Genomic DNA, 16,710 nt, shown 5'->3' on the forward strand with positions numbered 1-16,710 from the left:
GCAGCTCCGTTTAGCGGGTTTCGTTGAACAGTTCGCGGCCGATCAGCATGCGCCGGATCTCACTGGTGCCCGCGCCGATTTCGTAAAGCTTGGCATCACGCAGCAGACGCCCGGCCGGGAATTCGTTGATGTAGCCGTTGCCGCCAAGAATCTGGATCGCGTCGAGGGCCATTTGCGTGGCGCGTTCGGCGGTGTAGAGGATCACCCCGGCGGCGTCCTTGCGCGTGGTTTCGCCACGCTCGCAGGCCTGAGCGACTGCATACAGGTAGGCGCGACTGGCGTTGAGCTGGGTGTACATGTCGGCGACTTTGCCCTGGATCAGCTGGAATTCGCCGATGCTCTGGCCGAACTGCTTGCGATCGTGGATGTACGGCACGATCAGGTCCATGCACGACTGCATGATCCCGGTCGGGCCGCCGGACAGCACCACGCGTTCATAATCGAGGCCACTCATCAGCACTTTCACGCCGCCATTGAGCACGCCGAGGATATTTTCTTCTGGCACTTCGACGTCATCGAAGAACAGCTCGCAGGTGTTGGAACCGCGCATGCCGAGCTTGTCGAACTTGTTGCTGCGGCTGAAGCCTTTCCAGTCGCGCTCGATGATGAACGCGGTGATGCCGTGCGGGCCTTTTTCCAGGTCGGTCTTGGCGTAGATCACGTAGGTGTTGGCGTCAGGGCCGTTGGTGATCCAGGTCTTGCTGCCATTGAGCACGAAGCGGTCGCCGCGCTTGTCGGCGCGCAGTTTCATCGAAACCACGTCGGAACCGGCGTTCGGCTCGCTCATGGCGAGGGCGCCGACGTGTTCGCCGCTGATCAGCTTCGGCAGGTATTTGGATTTCTGTTCGTGGTTGCCGTTGCGGTTGATCTGGTTGACGCAGAGATTGGAGTGCGCGCCGTAGGACAGCGCCACGGAAGCCGAGCCGCGGCTGATTTCTTCCATCGCCACCACATGCGCCAGGTAACCCAGGCCCGCACCGCCGTACTCTTCCGGCACGGTGATACCCAGCAGGCCCATGTCACCGAATTTGCGCCACATGTCGGCCGGGAACAGGTTGTCGCGGTCGATCTGCGCGGCGCGTGGGGCGATCTGATCGGCGACGAAGGACTGAACCTGATCGCGCAGCATGTCGATGGTTTCACCGAGGGCGAAGTTCAGGGATGGGTAGCTCATGGGTCACCTTTTGGCTTTTTTGTAGGGTGGGGAGGGCGGTCAATGGCTCTCACCTTTACGTTAACGTAAGCCTGTGACGAATGGCTGTCAATCACCCTTTACGTTAACGTCAACTTGAGCGAGAGTAGGGGCAGTTCAGGATTGAAAGCGGAGTGCTTTTGGTGGGAGCGGGCTTGCTCGCGAATGCAGTGTGTCAGCCTATACATCTGGCGACTGATCCTCCCCATTCGCGAGCAAGCCCGCTCCCACCCGAAGCAAAATCCCGGTAAACCCACTAATAAAGACAATAGGGGTAGTCATGGATCAACCCAGTGCAAACCCGCAGCGCAGCTACACCCGTGGCTCACAGGACAAAGCCTTGCTGGCGATGACCATCGGGCAGAAGTTCGATCAGACTGTCGCGCAACACCCGTACGGCGAGGCGCTGGTCGTAAGGCATCAGCAGTTGCGTTATACCTGGCAGCAACTGGCCGATAGCGTCGACCTGCACGCCAGAGCCTTGCTGGCGCTGGGTTTGCAGGCGGGAGATCGGCTCGGCATCTGGGCGCCGAACTGCGCGCAGTGGTGCATCACGCAAATCGCCACGGCGAAGATCGGCGTGATCCTGGTCAACATCAACCCGGCCTACCGCAGCTCCGAACTAGAATACGTGCTCAAGCAGTCCGGTTGCCAGTGGCTGGTGTGCGCCGGCGCTTTCAAGTCCTCCAACTACCACGCCATGCTGCAAGGGCTGGTACCGGAACTCGCCGAGCAATCCATCGGCCATTTGTGCAGCGAACGTCTGGCGGATTTGCGCGGGGTGATCAGCCTCGACGCACAGCCACCGTCGGGCTTCCTGCCGTGGTTGCAACTGGCCGATCTGGCGAGCAGTGTTTCGCCCGAACAACTGCGTGAACGCAGCGACAGTCTGCACTTCGATCAACCGGTGAATATCCAGTACACCTCCGGCACCACCGGTTTCCCCAAGGGCGCGACCCTCAGTCACTACAACATCCTCAACAACGGTTACATGGTCGGCGAAAGCATCGGCCTGACCCCGAGCGACCGCCTGGTGATCCCCGTGCCGCTGTATCACTGCTTCGGCATGGTCATGGGCAACCTCGGCTGCATCACCCACGCCAGCACCATGATTTATCCCAACGACGCGTTCGACCCGTTACTGACCCTGCAAACCGTCGCCGAAGAACAAGCCACCGGCCTCTATGGCGTGCCAACCATGTTCATCGCCATGCTCGATCAGCCGCAGCGGGCCGAGTTCGACCTGTCGACCCTGCGCACCGGGATCATGGCCGGCGCCACTTGCCCGATCGAGGTAATGCGCCGGGTCATCAGCGAGATGCACATGAGCGAAGTGCAGATTGCCTACGGCATGACCGAGACCAGTCCGGTGTCGCTGCAGACCGGACCCAACGATGAACTTGAACTGCGCGTCACCACCGTCGGCCGCACCCAGCCGCAACTGGAAAACAAAATCATCGACGAGGCGGGCAACCTGGTGCCGCGCGGCACCATCGGTGAGCTGTGCACCCGCGGTTACAGTGTGATGCTCGGTTACTGGAGCAACCCGCAAGCCACGGCCGAAGCCATCGACGAGGCCGGCTGGATGCACACCGGCGATCTGGCGAGTATGAACGATGAGGGGTACGTGAACATCGCCGGGCGTAACAAGGACATGATCATTCGCGGCGGCGAGAACGTTTATCCGCGTGAGCTCGAAGAGTTTTTCTTCACCCACCCGGCGGTGGCGGACGTACAGGTGATCGGCATTCCGTGCTCGCGTTACGGCGAGGAGATTGTCGCCTGGATCAAGTTCCACCCCGGTCACAGCGCCTCCGAACTGGAATTGCAAACCTGGTGCAAGGAGCGCATCGCGCACTTCAAGACGCCGCGTTACTTCAAGTTCGTCGAAGAGTTTCCGATGACGGTGACGGGCAAGATCCAGAAATTCAGGATGCGTGAAATCAGTATCGAGGAGCTCCGCGAAAAGCAGGCCTGACGAAGATCAAATGTGGGAGCGAGCCTGCTCGCGAATGCAGTGTGTCATTCAGCGCAGATGAGTCTGATACACCGCTTTCGCGAGCAGGCTCGCTCCCACAAGGGATGCGCAGTGAAAACAGGAATCACAGAAAGCACAAAGGGGAGCCGAGGCTCCCCTTTAATTTTGTCGTCGCGTGCTCTTTTTTATTATTGAGGGGCGGTCTGTTGTTGTTTTTGGCAACCGTGGCCCTTTACCGCTGTTTTTGGCGACCCCCATCCGGGGTCAAGAGCAAACGTATTTTTTTGAGCGCTGATCTGCTTTCTCGTTAAACGATCCAACCGATTCGGGAGCTACCTGAAGGTAGTTTTATTGTTCTCTGCCCGGTTGCGGGTCACTCCTGAGAGCACCCTGAAAAGCACACCTTCTCCAAAAAAATCTGTTAGCTGCGTCTCTGCCGTGTTGTTTTTGTTATGTCAGAGTCGGTACGTCTTATTTTTATTGGTTTGCTGCTTTTTATTCTTGTTATGCCATAGAGATAGCAGAAGCCGTGCCAACTTTTTAAAACCCTTGTAAATCAAGGGCTTGATATTTTTGAAGGATTTTTTCTTCAGGGCAAACCAGACAATTTGTTTCCGTGTTACTCGTCTACGCCCACGTTTCCGACGCAGCGGTAACACCTTCGCCCTCACTGGGCGTTACGGGCCTTGGCCACACGCGAACCGCTCGGGCGACCGAGCACCGCGCTGATCTGCTGACCCGCCGCAATCAAGGCGTCCAGGTCGATACCGGTCTCGATGCCCAGGCCGTTGAGCAGGTACACCACGTCTTCGGTGGCGACGTTACCGCTCGCGCCTTTGGCGTACGGGCAGCCGCCGAGGCCGGCGATAGAGCTGTCGAACACCGCGATGCCTTCCAGCAGGCTGGCATAGATGTTGGCCATCGCCTGGCCGTAGGTGTCGTGGAAGTGCCCGGCGAGTTTCTCCCGTGGCACCTGCGCCGACACCACTTCGAACAGCCGCCGGGTCGCGCCGGCGGTGCCGGTGCCGATGGTGTCGCCGAGGGATACTTCGTAGCAGCCCATCGCATACAACTCGCGCGCGACCATCGCCACTTGCTCCGGCGCGACCTCGCCTTCATAGGGGCAACCGAGCACGCAGGACACGTAACCGCGCACGGTAACGCCCTGCTGTTTCGCCGCTTCCATGATCGGTGCGAAGCGCGCCAGGCTTTCGCTGATCGAGCAATTGATGTTGCGCTGCGAGAACGCCTCGGACGCCGCAGCGAACACCGCCACTTCTTTCACACCGGCAGCCAGCGCGTCTTCAAAGCCGCGCAGGTTCGGCGCCAGTGCGCCGTAGGTCACGCCGGGTTTGCGCTGGATCTGCGCGAACACTTCGGCGGAACCGGCCATCTGCGGCACCCATTTCGGCGAGACGAAACTGCCGACTTCGATATAGCCAAGGCCGGCGGCGCTCAGGGCGTCGACCAGTTGCACCTTGTCAGCCACGCTGATCGGTTGGGCTTCGTTCTGCAGGCCATCGCGCGGGCCGACTTCGATCAGGCGTACTTGGGAGGGGAGGGACATGGGTTGACCTGCTCATTTTCGGAATTACATGAGGTCCCTGTGGGAGCGGGCTTGCTCGCGAAGGCGGTGTATCAGATACAAAATTTGTCGCCTGACACTCCGCCTTCGCGAGCAAGCCCGCTCCCACAGGGAATGAGTTGTGGCTGATTACTGCGCTATCTGCTGGCTCTTCAGCGTCTGCTCCAACGCCTGCACGCAGCGTTCTTCAGCGGTATCGAGTTCCAGCTTCATCTGTTCGATGTCGAGCAACTGCTGCTCGAGCTGTTCGCGGCGCTCGCCGATTTTTGCCAGCATGCTGTTGAGCTGTTTGGTGTTACCGCTGGACGGGTCATAGAGCTCGATCAGCTCACGGCATTCGGCCAGGGAGAAACCGATGCGCTTGCCGCGCAGGATCAGCTTCAGGCTGACCTTGTCGCGCGGCGAGTAGATGCGTTCCTGGCCACGACGCTCGGGGCTGAGCAGGCCTTGTTCTTCATAAAAGCGGATCGCCCGGGTGGTGATGTCCAGCTCGCGGGCGAGGTCGGAAATGCTGTAGGTCTGGCTGCTCATGAAAGCGCTCGGAAAAAGGTCTTGGCGCTAAGCTAATGGCGAGTTGACGTTTACGTCAAGCAGGATGATCTGCGGTGTTCTTGTGGGCCTCATCGCGAGCAGGCTCACTCCTACAATTGAAACGCGGTCGTATGTAGGAGTGAGCCTGCTCGCGATGCCAGCGACTCGGTGCAAAGACTTACACCTTCTCCAGCTTCTTCTCCTGCGCCGCCACCTGCTGGCACAACTCGATGATCTGCTCGCGCATCCAGCGATTGGCCGGGTCCTGGTCGGTGCTTTCATGCCAGTACAGGTGAGTCTCCAGCGGCGGCACGTCGTTGACCGGCAGGTTGAACGCGTGCAAGTCATTACGCCGGGCAAAGCGTTCGGGCACCGTCATCACCATGTCGGTCTGCTGCATGACCTGCGACGCCATCAGATAATGCTGCGAGCGCAGGGCGATCTTGCGCTGAATGCCCATTTTGCCCAGCGCCAGATCGACGTAGCCCAGACCACTGCGGCGGCTGGAAATGTGGATGTGGGTCAGCGACAGATAGTCATCCAGCGACAGTTTCTCCTTGCCCGCCAGCGGATGGCCCTTGCGCATCGCACAGACGTAACGGTCTTCCATCAGTTTGACGTGGCGCACCTGCGGGTCGGTGTTGAGCGGGGCATCGACGGCAAAATCCAGGCGTCCGGCAGCCAGTTCCTTGGTGGTCTCGCGGCGTTTGGACAGGAAACTTTCAATGATCACCGTCGGCGCCAGACGCCGCAAACGCTGGAACAGCGGCGGCAGAATCACTGCTTCAGTGAGGTCGGTCATGCTGATGCGATAAGTCTTCACCGCCTGCGCCGGGTTGAAAATCCGGCTCTCCTGGACCGACACCCGCAGCAGCGACAGCGCGTTGCGCACGGGACCGATGATGTTCTGCGCCATCGGTGTCGGCACCATGCCCTGCGCGGTGCGCACGAACAGCGGATCGTTGAAGGTCTCGCGCAACCGCGCCAGCGCGTTGGACACCGCCGGCTGGGTAATCCCGACAATCTGCCCGGCGCGAGTCAGGTTGGCTTCGGTGTAGATCGCGTCGAAGACGATGAAAAGGTTGAGGTCGACCTTACTCAGATTCATAACGCGGCTTCTCTTGTTCTGTGGGCTGACGATCAGCGGATCATATATCGGTGATGAATGTTTATACACGCCGAGAATAGGCTAGGTAAATTATCCGCGCTGTTCTAGCATCGATTGCATGATCTGAACAACCTCTGCCTAAAGAAGGTAATTGCTCATGGATTTCGCTTATTCGCCCAAGGTGCAAGAACTGCGTGAGCGCGTGACCGCGTTCATGGACGCATACGTTTACCCGGCCGAAGCCGTGTTCGAACGCCAGGTTGCCGAGGGCGATCGCTGGCAGCCGACCGCGATCATGGAAGAGCTCAAAGCCAAGGCCAAGGCTGAAGGGCTGTGGAATCTGTTCCTGCCGGAATCGGAACTCGGCGCCGGCCTGACCAACCTTGAATACGCACCGCTGGCAGAAATCATGGGCCGCTCGCTGCTGGGGCCGGAACCGTTCAACTGCTCGGCGCCGGACACCGGCAACATGGAAGTGCTGGTGCGCTACGCCAACGAAGAGCAGAAACAGCGCTGGCTCGAACCGTTGCTGCGCGGCGAGATCCGCTCGGCGTTCGCCATGACCGAGCCGGACGTGGCCTCGTCCGACGCCACCAACATGGCCGCCCGCGCCGTGCGTGATGGCGACGAGTGGGTGATCAACGGCAAGAAATGGTGGACTTCCGGCGCCTGCGATCCGCGCTGCAAGATCCTGATCTTCATGGGCCTGAGCAACCCCGACGCACCGCGCCATGCGCAGCACTCGATGATCCTCGTGCCGGTCGATACCCCCGGGGTGAAAATCGTCCGTCCGCTGCCGGTGTTCGGCTACGACGATGCACCGCACGGCCACGCCGAAGTGTTGTTCGACAACGTGCGCGTGCCGTACGAAAACGTCCTGCTCGGCGAAGGTCGCGGCTTCGAAATCGCTCAAGGTCGCCTCGGCCCAGGGCGGATTCACCACTGCATGCGCTCGATCGGCATGGCTGAACGTGCGCTGGAATTGATGTGCAAACGCTCGGTGAGCCGCACCGCGTTTGGCAAGCCATTGGCGCGTCTGGGCGGTAACGTCGACAAGATCGCTGACTCGCGGATGGAAATCGACATGGCGCGCCTGCTGACCCTGAAAGCGGCGTACATGATGGACACCGTCGGCAACAAAGTGGCGAAGAGCGAGATCGCGCAGATCAAGGTTGTCGCGCCGAACGTGGCGCTGCGGGTGATCGACCGGGCGATCCAGATCCACGGCGGGGCCGGGGTTTCCAACGATTTCCCGCTGGCCTATATGTACGCCATGCAGCGCACCCTGCGCCTGGCCGACGGCCCGGACGAAGTGCACCGCGCGGCGATCGGCAAGTTCGAGATTGGCAAGTACGTGCCGAAGGAAATGCTGCGCAGCAGTCATTAAGACCGCGTCGCCGGCTTCGCGAGCAGGCTCGCTCCCACATTAAAGCGCATACCAAATGGAAGAATGCGATCAAATGTGGGAGCGAGCCTGCTCGCGAAGGGGCCAGCCCATTCAGTCCATCAACATCAGATTCAATACACCCAAACCTCAACCCGCCGATTCTTGATCCTGCCTTCATCCGCACTGTTCGCCGCCACCGGCATCAGCGCGCCAAACCCGCGCACTTCGCGCATCACCACGCCGTTCTTCACCAATTCACGGCGCACCGCCATCGCCCGCAGCTTTGACAGCAGGTCGGCGCGGGCCGGATCGTCTTTCTCGTCGCCAAACCCCACCAGCGTCACCGCGCGCTCGGTCTTGTCGTGGCGCTGTATATAGTCGAGCACCCGCGCCAGATCCTGCCGCGCCTTGTTGTCGAGGCTGGCGCTGCCTTCCTCGAAACGGAAATTCACCGTCAGACGCTGGGCATGGCGGCTGAGGGATTGATAACCCTCGGGCATCAGCGCATTCGGTGTCACGGTCATCGCGTGCACGGTCTGGCTGATGAAGCCGTTGGCCGCGACAATCTTCTGGCCCTGTGGGCTTTGCGCAAACGCCACCAGTGCCGATGCCCACGGATTCTGGTTGCCCGGCGGCAGATAAAAGAACAGGCGCCGCGACAGCGGATAGTCCTCAGTGGCAATCAGACTGTTGAGCGGCAACATCGATTGCGATGCGCCGTCGGCAATCGCCACGGCTTTGGCCTGACGCACATACGGCAGACCGATGAAACCGATACCCTGCGGATCACTGCTCACCGCGTCGGACAATTGCTCGCTGGATTCGAAGCGTTTCGCACTGGAACTCAGACTTTTCCCACGCCGACCCAGCACCAGTTCCTTGAACGTGTCGTAAGTGCCGGACTGATCATCCCGCGCATATAAATGAATCGCGCCGCCGCGACCGCCGAGGTCTTCCCAGGTTTTCACCTCACCGCTGAAGATCCGCGCCAGTTGCTCGGTGTCCAGTTGCTGCAGTGGGTTGCCGGGGTGAAGGATGATCGCCAGGCCGTCGATGGCAATCACCTGCTCGGCGGCGGCGCTTTTCAAGTCGCCGAGCGCTTGCAGGCTGAGCAGTTCGTTGTCCTTGATCGGTCGGGAGGAGGCGGCGAGGTCGGCACTGGCGCTTTTCAGCGCGGTGAACCCGGTGCTGGAACCGTGGGCGGCGACTTCAATCACCACCCGTTTGCCTTGGGCAGTCTGGCCGACGATGTGTTGTTCGTTGGCGGCGTCGGGGTTCTCGCGGTGAATTTTCAGCAGGCCCTGGTCCTGCAGAAAGCCTTCAACCAGCGCCGGGCCGAGATCGGCACCGATGGTGTTGGAACCCTGAATGCGCAATGCCGGGCCGTTTTCAGGGATGGGCAGGGTGGCGGCACTGACCGTCAGCCATGCACTCGACAGAAAAGCGAACAGAACACGCAGGATCATGCCGGCACCGAATCAAGCCAAGGGGATTGCCGGGGAGATTAAGTCAGGCGCATGACCAAAACATGACAGTGATCCAATGTAGGAGTGAGCCTGCTCGCGATGGCGGAGTATCAGCCAATAAACACATCGACTGATCCACCGTCATCGCGAGCAGGCTCACTCCTACAAGGTTCTCTTAAAGCTTGAGATCAGGCCAGCTCAAGCCAGATCGGCGCATGATCCGACGGTTTTTCCATGCCGCGCAGTTCATAGTCCACGCCCGCATCCTTGACCCGCGGCAGCAAGCCGTGGGAGGCGAGGATCACGTCGATGCGCAGGCCACGTTTCGGTTCGTCTTCAAACCCACGGCTGCGATAGTCGAACCAGCTGAACATGTCGGTCACGTCCGGGTTCAGGTGACGATAGCTGTCGGTCAGGCCCCAGTTTTTCAGGCGGGCCATCCACTCGCGCTCTTCCGGCAGGAAGCTGCATTTGCCGGTTTTCAACCAGCGCTTCATGTTGTCCGGGCCGATGCCGATGTCGCAGTCTTCCGGGGAAATGTTCACATCGCCCATCACCACCAGCGGCTGCTCGTTGTGGAACTGGCTTTCCAGCAGGGTTTGCAGGTCGCTGTAGAAGCGTTGCTTGGCCGGGAATTTGGTCGGGTGGTCGCGGCTTTCGCCCTGCGGGAAGTAGCCGTTCATGATGGTCACCGGCACGCCATTGGCGTCGGCGAAGGTGCCCCAGATAAAGCGGCGCTGTGCGTCTTCTTCATCGCTGGCGAAACCTTTGTGGATCGCAATCGGTTCTTTGCGCGAAAGCAGGGCGACGCCGTAATGGCCTTTCTGGCCGTGGAAATAAACGTGGTAGCCCAGCGCACGCACTTCTTCCAGCGGGAACTGGTCGTCGTGAACCTTGGTTTCCTGCAGGCCGATCACGTCCGGCTGATGCTTTTCGATCAGCGCTGCCAGCTGATGCGGACGGGCGCGCAGTCCGTTGATGTTGAAGGAAACAATCTTCATGGTCGGCAGTCCTGGCAAAAGGGCGATGCTAGCTGACATGTGGGATGGGGGCCAGTGTGGGGTGGGAGAAATCATTTTTGTCTGCCAGATAGATGTTGTCTGAACCGGCCTCTTCGCGAGCAAGCCCGCTCCCACAGGGGAATGCATTCCAAATGTGGGAGCGAGCCTGCTCGCGATGAGGCCCGCCCGGTCGATGAAGATCCCGAGTTGGTCTATACCTGTGGGGAACTGCGCCACCGGCAAAAGGTTCGTACCATCAAGAGCGCAGTCATTTGAGCCGCGCCCCGGGGGAGAATCACCGTCATGCCTGAAACCCAGACCGCCATTGCTGACATCCACATGCTCGACCGCGGTTACTCGCGCGAAGCCCGATCGCTGCTGTATCAGGCCTATCGCCACGAGCCGACCTTCGGTTACCTGTTCGAGGCCGAGCGGCCGGGTTACGAGCAGCGCGTGCGGGCCACGGTGCGTGAACTGGTCAAACAGCATTTTCTGCAGGATCAGCCGGCCATCGGCCTGTTGGTCAACGACCGGCTGATCGGCATCGCCCTGATCGCGCCGCCGCAGCGTCGCCTGGGCATCACCGAAAGTTGGGCATGGCGCCTGCGCATGGTGCTCAGCACCGGATTCCGCTGCACCCGGCGCTATCTGGAATACCACGATGCAGTGGCCGCCTGCGTGCCCAGCGACTCCGTGCACATGCTGCCGCTGCTGGGGATTCATCCGCAGTTTCAAGGCAAACACTTCGGCGAGCAGTTACTGACCGCCGTGCATAACTGGTGCGCGGTGGACGAAACCTCGCAAGGCGTGGTGCTCGACACCGGCAACCCGCGTTACCTGGAATTCTATAAACGCCAGGGCTACGAAGAGATCGGTGAAGTGGCCGTCGGCCCGGTGCGCGAGCACGTGTTTTTTCACGCCAATCCGCAGGTGTTACAAACTGCAACGGCTTAGCCATAGAACTTTTTCGGAAATTTCCTGTTCTATCACGCTCCCAAGCCCGTGATAGCATCCGCGCCTATGAAGTTTCCAGGAAGATTTACCAGTGGCGTGCTCATGCTGTTAACCAGCTGCGCGGCGCTGGCGCAAAGTGAATTGGACGTGCGGATCAAACCGTCCAACGATGAACTCAAGGCCAATATAGAAGGTTATATCGGCAGCCTCGGCGATCGTGACGAACAAGCCTTGCTGCGCTTCAGTCGCGGGGCCGAGGAGCAGGCGCGCAAAGCGGCGCAGGCCTTGGGTTATTACCAGCCGCAGATCGACAGTGACGTGAAGGGCGGCGAAAAGCCGCGCCTGGTGCTGAACATCGATCCCGGCGAGCCGATTCGTCTGCGCAACGTCACCATCCGCGTCGACGGGCCTGCCGCCTCCCTCAAATCCTTTCGTGTGCCGAGCAGTGACACGCTCAAGTCCGGCGCCGTGCTCAACCATGGGCGTTATGAAGACGCCAAACGCCTGATCCAGAACCAGGCCTCGCGCTTCGGCTTTTTCAGTGGCCATTTCACCAGCCAGAAACTTTTGGTCGACCCGCGTGCCGGGGTGGCCGACGTTGAATTGATCTACGACAGCGGCCCGCGTTATGCGCTGGGCAAAGTCAGTTTCGAGGGCGATACGCCGTTCGACGAAGACCTGCTGCAACGCATGGTGCCGTTCAAGGCTGGCGATCCGTATGACTCCGAGCTGATCGCCGAACTCAACCGCGACCTGCAATCGAGCGGCTATTTCGAAGGTGTGCGCGTCGATGCGGCGCCGACGGCGGCGAAAAACGACGTGATCCCGGTCGACGTCAAACTCGACACCCGCAAGCCACGCACCATGGGCCTGGGCCTCGGTTATTCGACCGATGTCGGCCCACGGATCAAGGCCAACTGGACACGCCACTGGGTCAACCCGCAGGGCGACAGTTACGGCTGGGAAGCCGAGTTGTCGGCGCCACGGCAGAACGTCGGATTGTTCTATGACATCCCGCTCGACCCACCGCTGACCGACAAACTGCGTTGGGCCGGTGGTTATCAATTTGAAAACATCGACGGCTCGGACACCCTGAGCAAGCTTCTGACCTTCGGCCCGGAATGGCACAGCAAGTTGCCCAGCGGCTGGCAGCGAGTGATCTCGCTGAAATGGCAGCGCGAAGAATATGAACTTGGCGACGACTCCGGCCTGAGTACCCTGCTGATGCCCGGCATCAGTTACTCGTACCTGAAAAGCGACAACCGCATCGATCCGCACAACGGCTATCGCCTGACCTTTGAAAGCAAAGTGGCGAAGGAAGGCCTCGGTTCGGACAACAACCTTTTATATGGCACGGCGTTGATCAAAGGCCTGACCACGGTGTTCGACAACCACCGCTTCCTCGGTCGGGTGCAGGTCGGCGGCAGCGCCACCAACGGTTACAACTCGGTGCCGCCGTCCCTGCGTTTCTTCGCCGGTGGCGATCAGAGCGTGCGCGGTTACGACTACCAAAGTCTGTCCCCGGAGAACTCCAAGGGCGACCGCATCGGCGGCCGCTACATGGTCGCCGGCAGCGTCGAGTATCAGTACTCGATTGCCGAGAAATGGCGGGTCGCGACCTTCGTCGACCAGGGCAACTCCTTCAACAAACTCGAACTGCCGAACCTCAAGACCGGGGTCGGTATCGGTGTGCGCTGGGTCTCGCCGGTGGGGCCGATCCGCCTCGACCTGGCCCACGCGCTGGACGACGACGGCGGCATCCGGCTGCACTTTTCCATGGGGCCTGAGCTGTGAAGCGTGGTTTGAAAATATCGGCACTGGCGCTGTTGGCGCTGGTGCTGTTGGTTGTAATGAGCATCAGCGCGGTACTCGGGACGCAGGCCGGTAGCCGTTGGGCGCTGAGCCTGGTGCCGGGTTTGAGCGTGGAGAATTTCCAGGGCCGTCTCGGTGGCCAATGGAGCGCCGATCATCTGCTGTGGCAGCAGGACAGCAGTCGCGTCGAGCTGAACAAGGCAATCTTCGCCTGGTCACCGCTGTGCCTGACCCGCATGACTTTGTGCATCGAACAGCTCAAGGCCGATCAGGTCATTCTGCAATTTCCGCCGAGTGAAGAAACCACTGAAAGCGGCCCGATCAAACTGCCGGATCTGCAACTGCCGGTGGCCATCGAGCTCGGTGACGTGCAGGTCGGCAGCTTGCTGTTCAACGGCAGCGAGCAGCTCAAGGGCCTGCAACTGGCGGCGCACTGGACTGCCCAAGGGCTGCAAATTGACAGCGTGAAATTGCAGCGCGACGACCTCAGCCTGAACCTCTCCGGCCTGCTGCAACCGACCGGCAACTGGCCGCTGAACATCGCCGGTGACCTGAGCCTGCCGTCCCCAGGCACTGGCCCATGGACGCTGGCGTTGAAAGTCGACGGCGATCTGCTGAAAACCCTCAACCTGCACGCCAACAGCCACGGTTACCTCGACGGCCAGTTGAGCGGCGAACTGCAACCGCTGGCGGAAAACCTGCCGGCCAAGGTGCGTATCACCTCCGAGGCATTCAAACCCAGCGCCGATTTGCCGGACACCCTGCAACTCAATCAATTGGTACTGACCGGCGACGGTGACCTGAAAAACGGTTATCAGCTCAACGGCAACGCCACGCTGCCCGCCGATAAAGGCCCGGTGGCGCTGCTGCTCAAAGGCAAGGTCGATGCCAGCGGTGCGCAGATCGCCGGCCTCGACCTGACGGCTAACGACAAACAAAGCCTCAAGCTCACCGGCAGCGTTGACTGGAGCAAGGGCCTCACGGCTCAGGCCAACATCAACTGGCAGGATTTCCCGTGGCATCGGCTGTATAACGAAATCGACGAGCCGCAAGTTGCCTTGCGTACCTTCACCGGCGAAGTCTCCTACACCGACGGTCAGTACCTCGGTAACTTCGCCGCCGACCTCGATGGCCCGGCGGGGGCGTTCAGCCTGAGCAGTCCGTTCAGCGGCAGCCTGAAACAGATCGCCTTGCCGCAATTGAAAATGGAAGCCGGGCAGGGCAAGGCCGAAGGTCATGTCAATGTGCAGTTCGCCGACGGCATCGCCTGGGACACGGCGCTGGATCTCTCTGCGCTGAACCCGGCGTACTGGGTTGCGGAGTTGCCGGGCACCCTGGCCGGGCCGCTGCGCAGCAAAGGCGAAATGAAGAACGATCGCCTGAGCCTCAGCGCCGACCTCGACCTCAAAGGCAAATTGCGCGGGCAACCGGCAATCCTCCAGGCCAAGGCCGACGGTGCCGGTGAGCAATGGAACCTCAACGCCCTGCAAATCCGCCTCGGCGATAACAGCATCAGCGGCAAGGGCAGCCTGCAACAGAAACTCACCGGCCAGATCGACATCAAACTGACGCGTCTGGCCCAGCTCTGGCCGCAGCTGCGGGGGCAGGTCACGGGTCAGGTCAACGTTGCCGGTACGCTGAAAGCTCCGCAAGGCAAACTTGATCTGCAAGGTTCGCAACTGGCGTTCCAGGACAATCGCCTGCAAAGCCTCAACCTCGACGCCACGCTCGACAGCGCGCAACGGGCGAAGATCGACCTCAAGGGCAGCGGCATTCAGGCCGGCGACACCAACCTCGGCGTGTTGACCGCCAGCGCGCAGGGCGACATCAAGAGCCAGAAACTCAACCTCGACCTGCTCGGGCCGAAGCTGAAACTGGCCCTTGGCCTGGACGGCAATCTGGACAAGGGCAACTGGCGCGGTCGTTTGGCCAGCGGCGATATTCAGGCCGGCGGCCAGGACTGGAAACTGCAGAGCCCGGCCAAACTCGAACGTCTGGCCGACGGCAAGATCAACTTCGGCGCGCATTGCTGGATGTCCGGCAATGCCAGTCTGTGCGGTGAAGACCAGCGCCTGCTGCCCGAGCCGAAACTGCGTTACCACCTCAAGCAGTTCCCGATCGAAAGTCTGGCGCAATGGTTGCCGAAAGACTTCGCCTGGCAGGGCAAGCTCAACGCCGATCTGCAACTGGACCTGCCAGCCAGCGGCCCGAACGGCGTGGTCAGCGTCGACGCCAGCGGCGGCACCTTGCGCATGAAGGAAAAGGATCAGTGGCTGGACTTCCCGTACCAGACCCTGAAGCTCACCAGCAAACTCACGCCGAAGCGCGTCGATACCGAACTCAACTTCGTCGGCGGCAAACTCGGCGAGTTGATGGTGCAGGCGCAGCTCAATCCGTTGCCGAAAAACAAACCGCTGAGTGGTTCTTTCCGTCTCAGCGGGCTGGACCTGTCGGTGGCGCGGCCGTTTGTGCCGATGGTCGAGAAACTGACCGGGCGCCTGAATGGCAGCGGCACGATTTCCGGCGGGCTGCTGGCGCCGCTGGTCAACGGCACCGTGCAACTCAGCGACGGCGAAGTGTCTGGCGCCGAGTTGCCGATGGAGTTGCAGAATCTGCGACTCACCGCGGTGATTGCCGGCGAATCGGTGCGCCTCGACGGTGGCTGGAACAGCGGCAAGAGTGGGCAGGGCAGCCTGAACGGTAACGTCGCCTGGGGCCAGGCGCTGGTGGTCGATCTGGCGCTCAAGGGCACGCAATTGCCGGTCACCGTCGAGCCGTACGCCAAGCTGGAAGTGGCGCCGGACCTGAAGATTTCCATGGCCGGCGATGAGCTGAAAATCGCCGGCAAGGTACAGGTGCCGCGAGGCGAAATCACCGTGCGTGAACTGCCGCCATCGACGGTGAAAGTGTCCGACGACACGATCATCGTTGGCGCGCAGACCGAAGAGGGCAAACCACCGCTGGCGATGAAAATGGACATCGACGTGGTGGTCGGCGAAGACAAACTGAGCTTCGCCGGGTTCGGCCTGACCGCCAACCTGCAAGGTCACGTGCACATCGGCGACAACATGGACACCCGTGGCGAGCTGTGGCTCAACGACGGCCGTTACCGCGCCTATGGCCAGCGCCTGAACGTGCGTCGTGCGCGGCTGCTGTTTGCCGGCCCGATCGATCAGCCGTATCTGGACATCGAAGCGATCCGCCAGACCGACGACGTGATCGCCGGTATCCGCCTGAGCGGCAGCGCCGAGCAACCGACCACGCAAATCTTCTCCGAACCGGCCATGAGTCAGGAGCAGGCGTTGTCCTACCTGGTACTGGGGCGTCCGCTGAGCACCAACGGCGAAGACAACAACATGCTCGCGCAAGCGGCGTTGGGCCTGGGTTTGATGGGCAGTTCCGGGGTCACCAGCGGCCTGGCCAAAGACCTTGGGATTCAGGACTTCCAGCTCGATACCCAGGGCAGCGGCAACACCACCAGCGTGGTTGCCAGCGGTAACATTTCCGAAAAGCTCAGCCTGCGTTATGGCGTCGGCGTGTTCGAGCCGGCCAACACCATCGCGCTGCGTTACAAGCTGAGCAAGAAGGTTTATGTCGAAGCCGCCAGCGGTGTCGCCAGTTCGCTGGATATCTTCTACAAGCGCGATTTCTGAGAACGTGGCCAATAGCCGGGTCGTGACGCTGCGATCCGGTTTT

Annotated in this window: 11 protein-coding genes; 5 read left to right on the plus strand and 6 right to left on the minus strand. The window is 60.8% G+C overall.

The features are described 5' to 3' along the window. Window positions 1–10 precede the first annotated feature (10 nt). Window positions 11–1,174, minus strand: coding sequence for an isovaleryl-CoA dehydrogenase (locus AC3WMV_RS10120; RefSeq protein ID WP_103369282.1), 1,164 nt, complete (start codon window positions 1,172–1,174; stop codon window positions 11–13). A gap of 298 nt (window positions 1,175–1,472) precedes the next feature. On the opposite strand from AC3WMV_RS10120, the gene AC3WMV_RS10125 reads away from it, so the two are divergent. Then, on the plus strand, window positions 1,473–3,170 hold the full coding sequence (locus AC3WMV_RS10125; protein WP_103369283.1) for an AMP-binding protein: 1,698 nt from the start codon (window positions 1,473–1,475) through the stop codon (window positions 3,168–3,170). A gap of 667 nt (window positions 3,171–3,837) precedes the next feature. On the opposite strand, the gene AC3WMV_RS10130 is transcribed toward AC3WMV_RS10125, so the two are convergent. From AC3WMV_RS10130 to AC3WMV_RS10140, 3 genes are all read right to left on the minus strand, one after another. Then, window positions 3,838–4,737, minus strand: a complete 900-nt coding sequence (locus AC3WMV_RS10130) for a hydroxymethylglutaryl-CoA lyase (RefSeq protein ID WP_103369284.1) — start codon at window positions 4,735–4,737, stop codon at window positions 3,838–3,840. Window positions 4,738–4,884: 147 nt separating this feature from the next. Continuing rightward, a complete protein-coding gene (locus AC3WMV_RS10135) occupies window positions 4,885–5,286 on the minus strand; it encodes a MerR family transcriptional regulator (RefSeq protein ID WP_027614625.1) in 402 nt (133 codons plus the stop codon). Between the two features lie 178 nt (window positions 5,287–5,464). Then, complete coding sequence (locus AC3WMV_RS10140; RefSeq protein ID WP_097088160.1) at window positions 5,465–6,394, minus strand: LysR family transcriptional regulator; 930 nt, start codon at window positions 6,392–6,394, stop codon at window positions 5,465–5,467. Between the two features lie 157 nt (window positions 6,395–6,551). On the opposite strand from AC3WMV_RS10140, the gene AC3WMV_RS10145 reads away from it, so the two are divergent. Beyond that, a complete protein-coding gene (locus tag AC3WMV_RS10145) occupies window positions 6,552–7,781 on the plus strand; it encodes an acyl-CoA dehydrogenase (RefSeq protein WP_103369464.1) in 1,230 nt (409 codons plus the stop codon). A gap of 131 nt (window positions 7,782–7,912) precedes the next feature. On the opposite strand, the gene AC3WMV_RS10150 is transcribed toward AC3WMV_RS10145, so the two are convergent. Beyond that, on the minus strand, window positions 7,913–9,247 hold the full coding sequence (locus AC3WMV_RS10150) for a substrate-binding domain-containing protein (protein WP_103369466.1): 1,335 nt from the start codon (window positions 9,245–9,247) through the stop codon (window positions 7,913–7,915). A 188-nt stretch (window positions 9,248–9,435) separates the two neighbouring features. Beyond that, window positions 9,436–10,248: an exodeoxyribonuclease III gene (gene xthA, locus AC3WMV_RS10155; protein WP_095138861.1), complete on the minus strand. Its 813-nt coding sequence runs from the start codon at window positions 10,246–10,248 to the stop codon at window positions 9,436–9,438. Window positions 10,249–10,551: 303 nt separating this feature from the next. On the opposite strand from xthA, the gene AC3WMV_RS10160 reads away from it, so the two are divergent. The 3 genes from AC3WMV_RS10160 to AC3WMV_RS10170 all read left to right on the plus strand — a co-directional run bounded on the left by AC3WMV_RS10160 (window position 10,552) and on the right by AC3WMV_RS10170 (window position 16,667). Then, window positions 10,552–11,202, plus strand: a complete 651-nt coding sequence (locus AC3WMV_RS10160; protein WP_007961094.1) for a GNAT family N-acetyltransferase — start codon at window positions 10,552–10,554, stop codon at window positions 11,200–11,202. A gap of 66 nt (window positions 11,203–11,268) precedes the next feature. Further along, on the plus strand, window positions 11,269–12,996 hold the full coding sequence (locus tag AC3WMV_RS10165; RefSeq protein WP_027614631.1) for an autotransporter assembly complex protein TamA: 1,728 nt from the start codon (window positions 11,269–11,271) through the stop codon (window positions 12,994–12,996). Beyond that, window positions 12,993–16,667: a translocation/assembly module TamB domain-containing protein gene (locus tag AC3WMV_RS10170; protein ID WP_103369468.1), complete on the plus strand. Its 3,675-nt coding sequence runs from the start codon at window positions 12,993–12,995 to the stop codon at window positions 16,665–16,667. The genes AC3WMV_RS10165 and AC3WMV_RS10170 overlap by 4 nt, the downstream gene beginning before the upstream one ends. Window positions 16,668–16,710 lie beyond the last annotated feature (43 nt).

It is taken from the genome of Pseudomonas sp. FW305-3-2-15-E-TSA4, assembly GCF_058787295.1.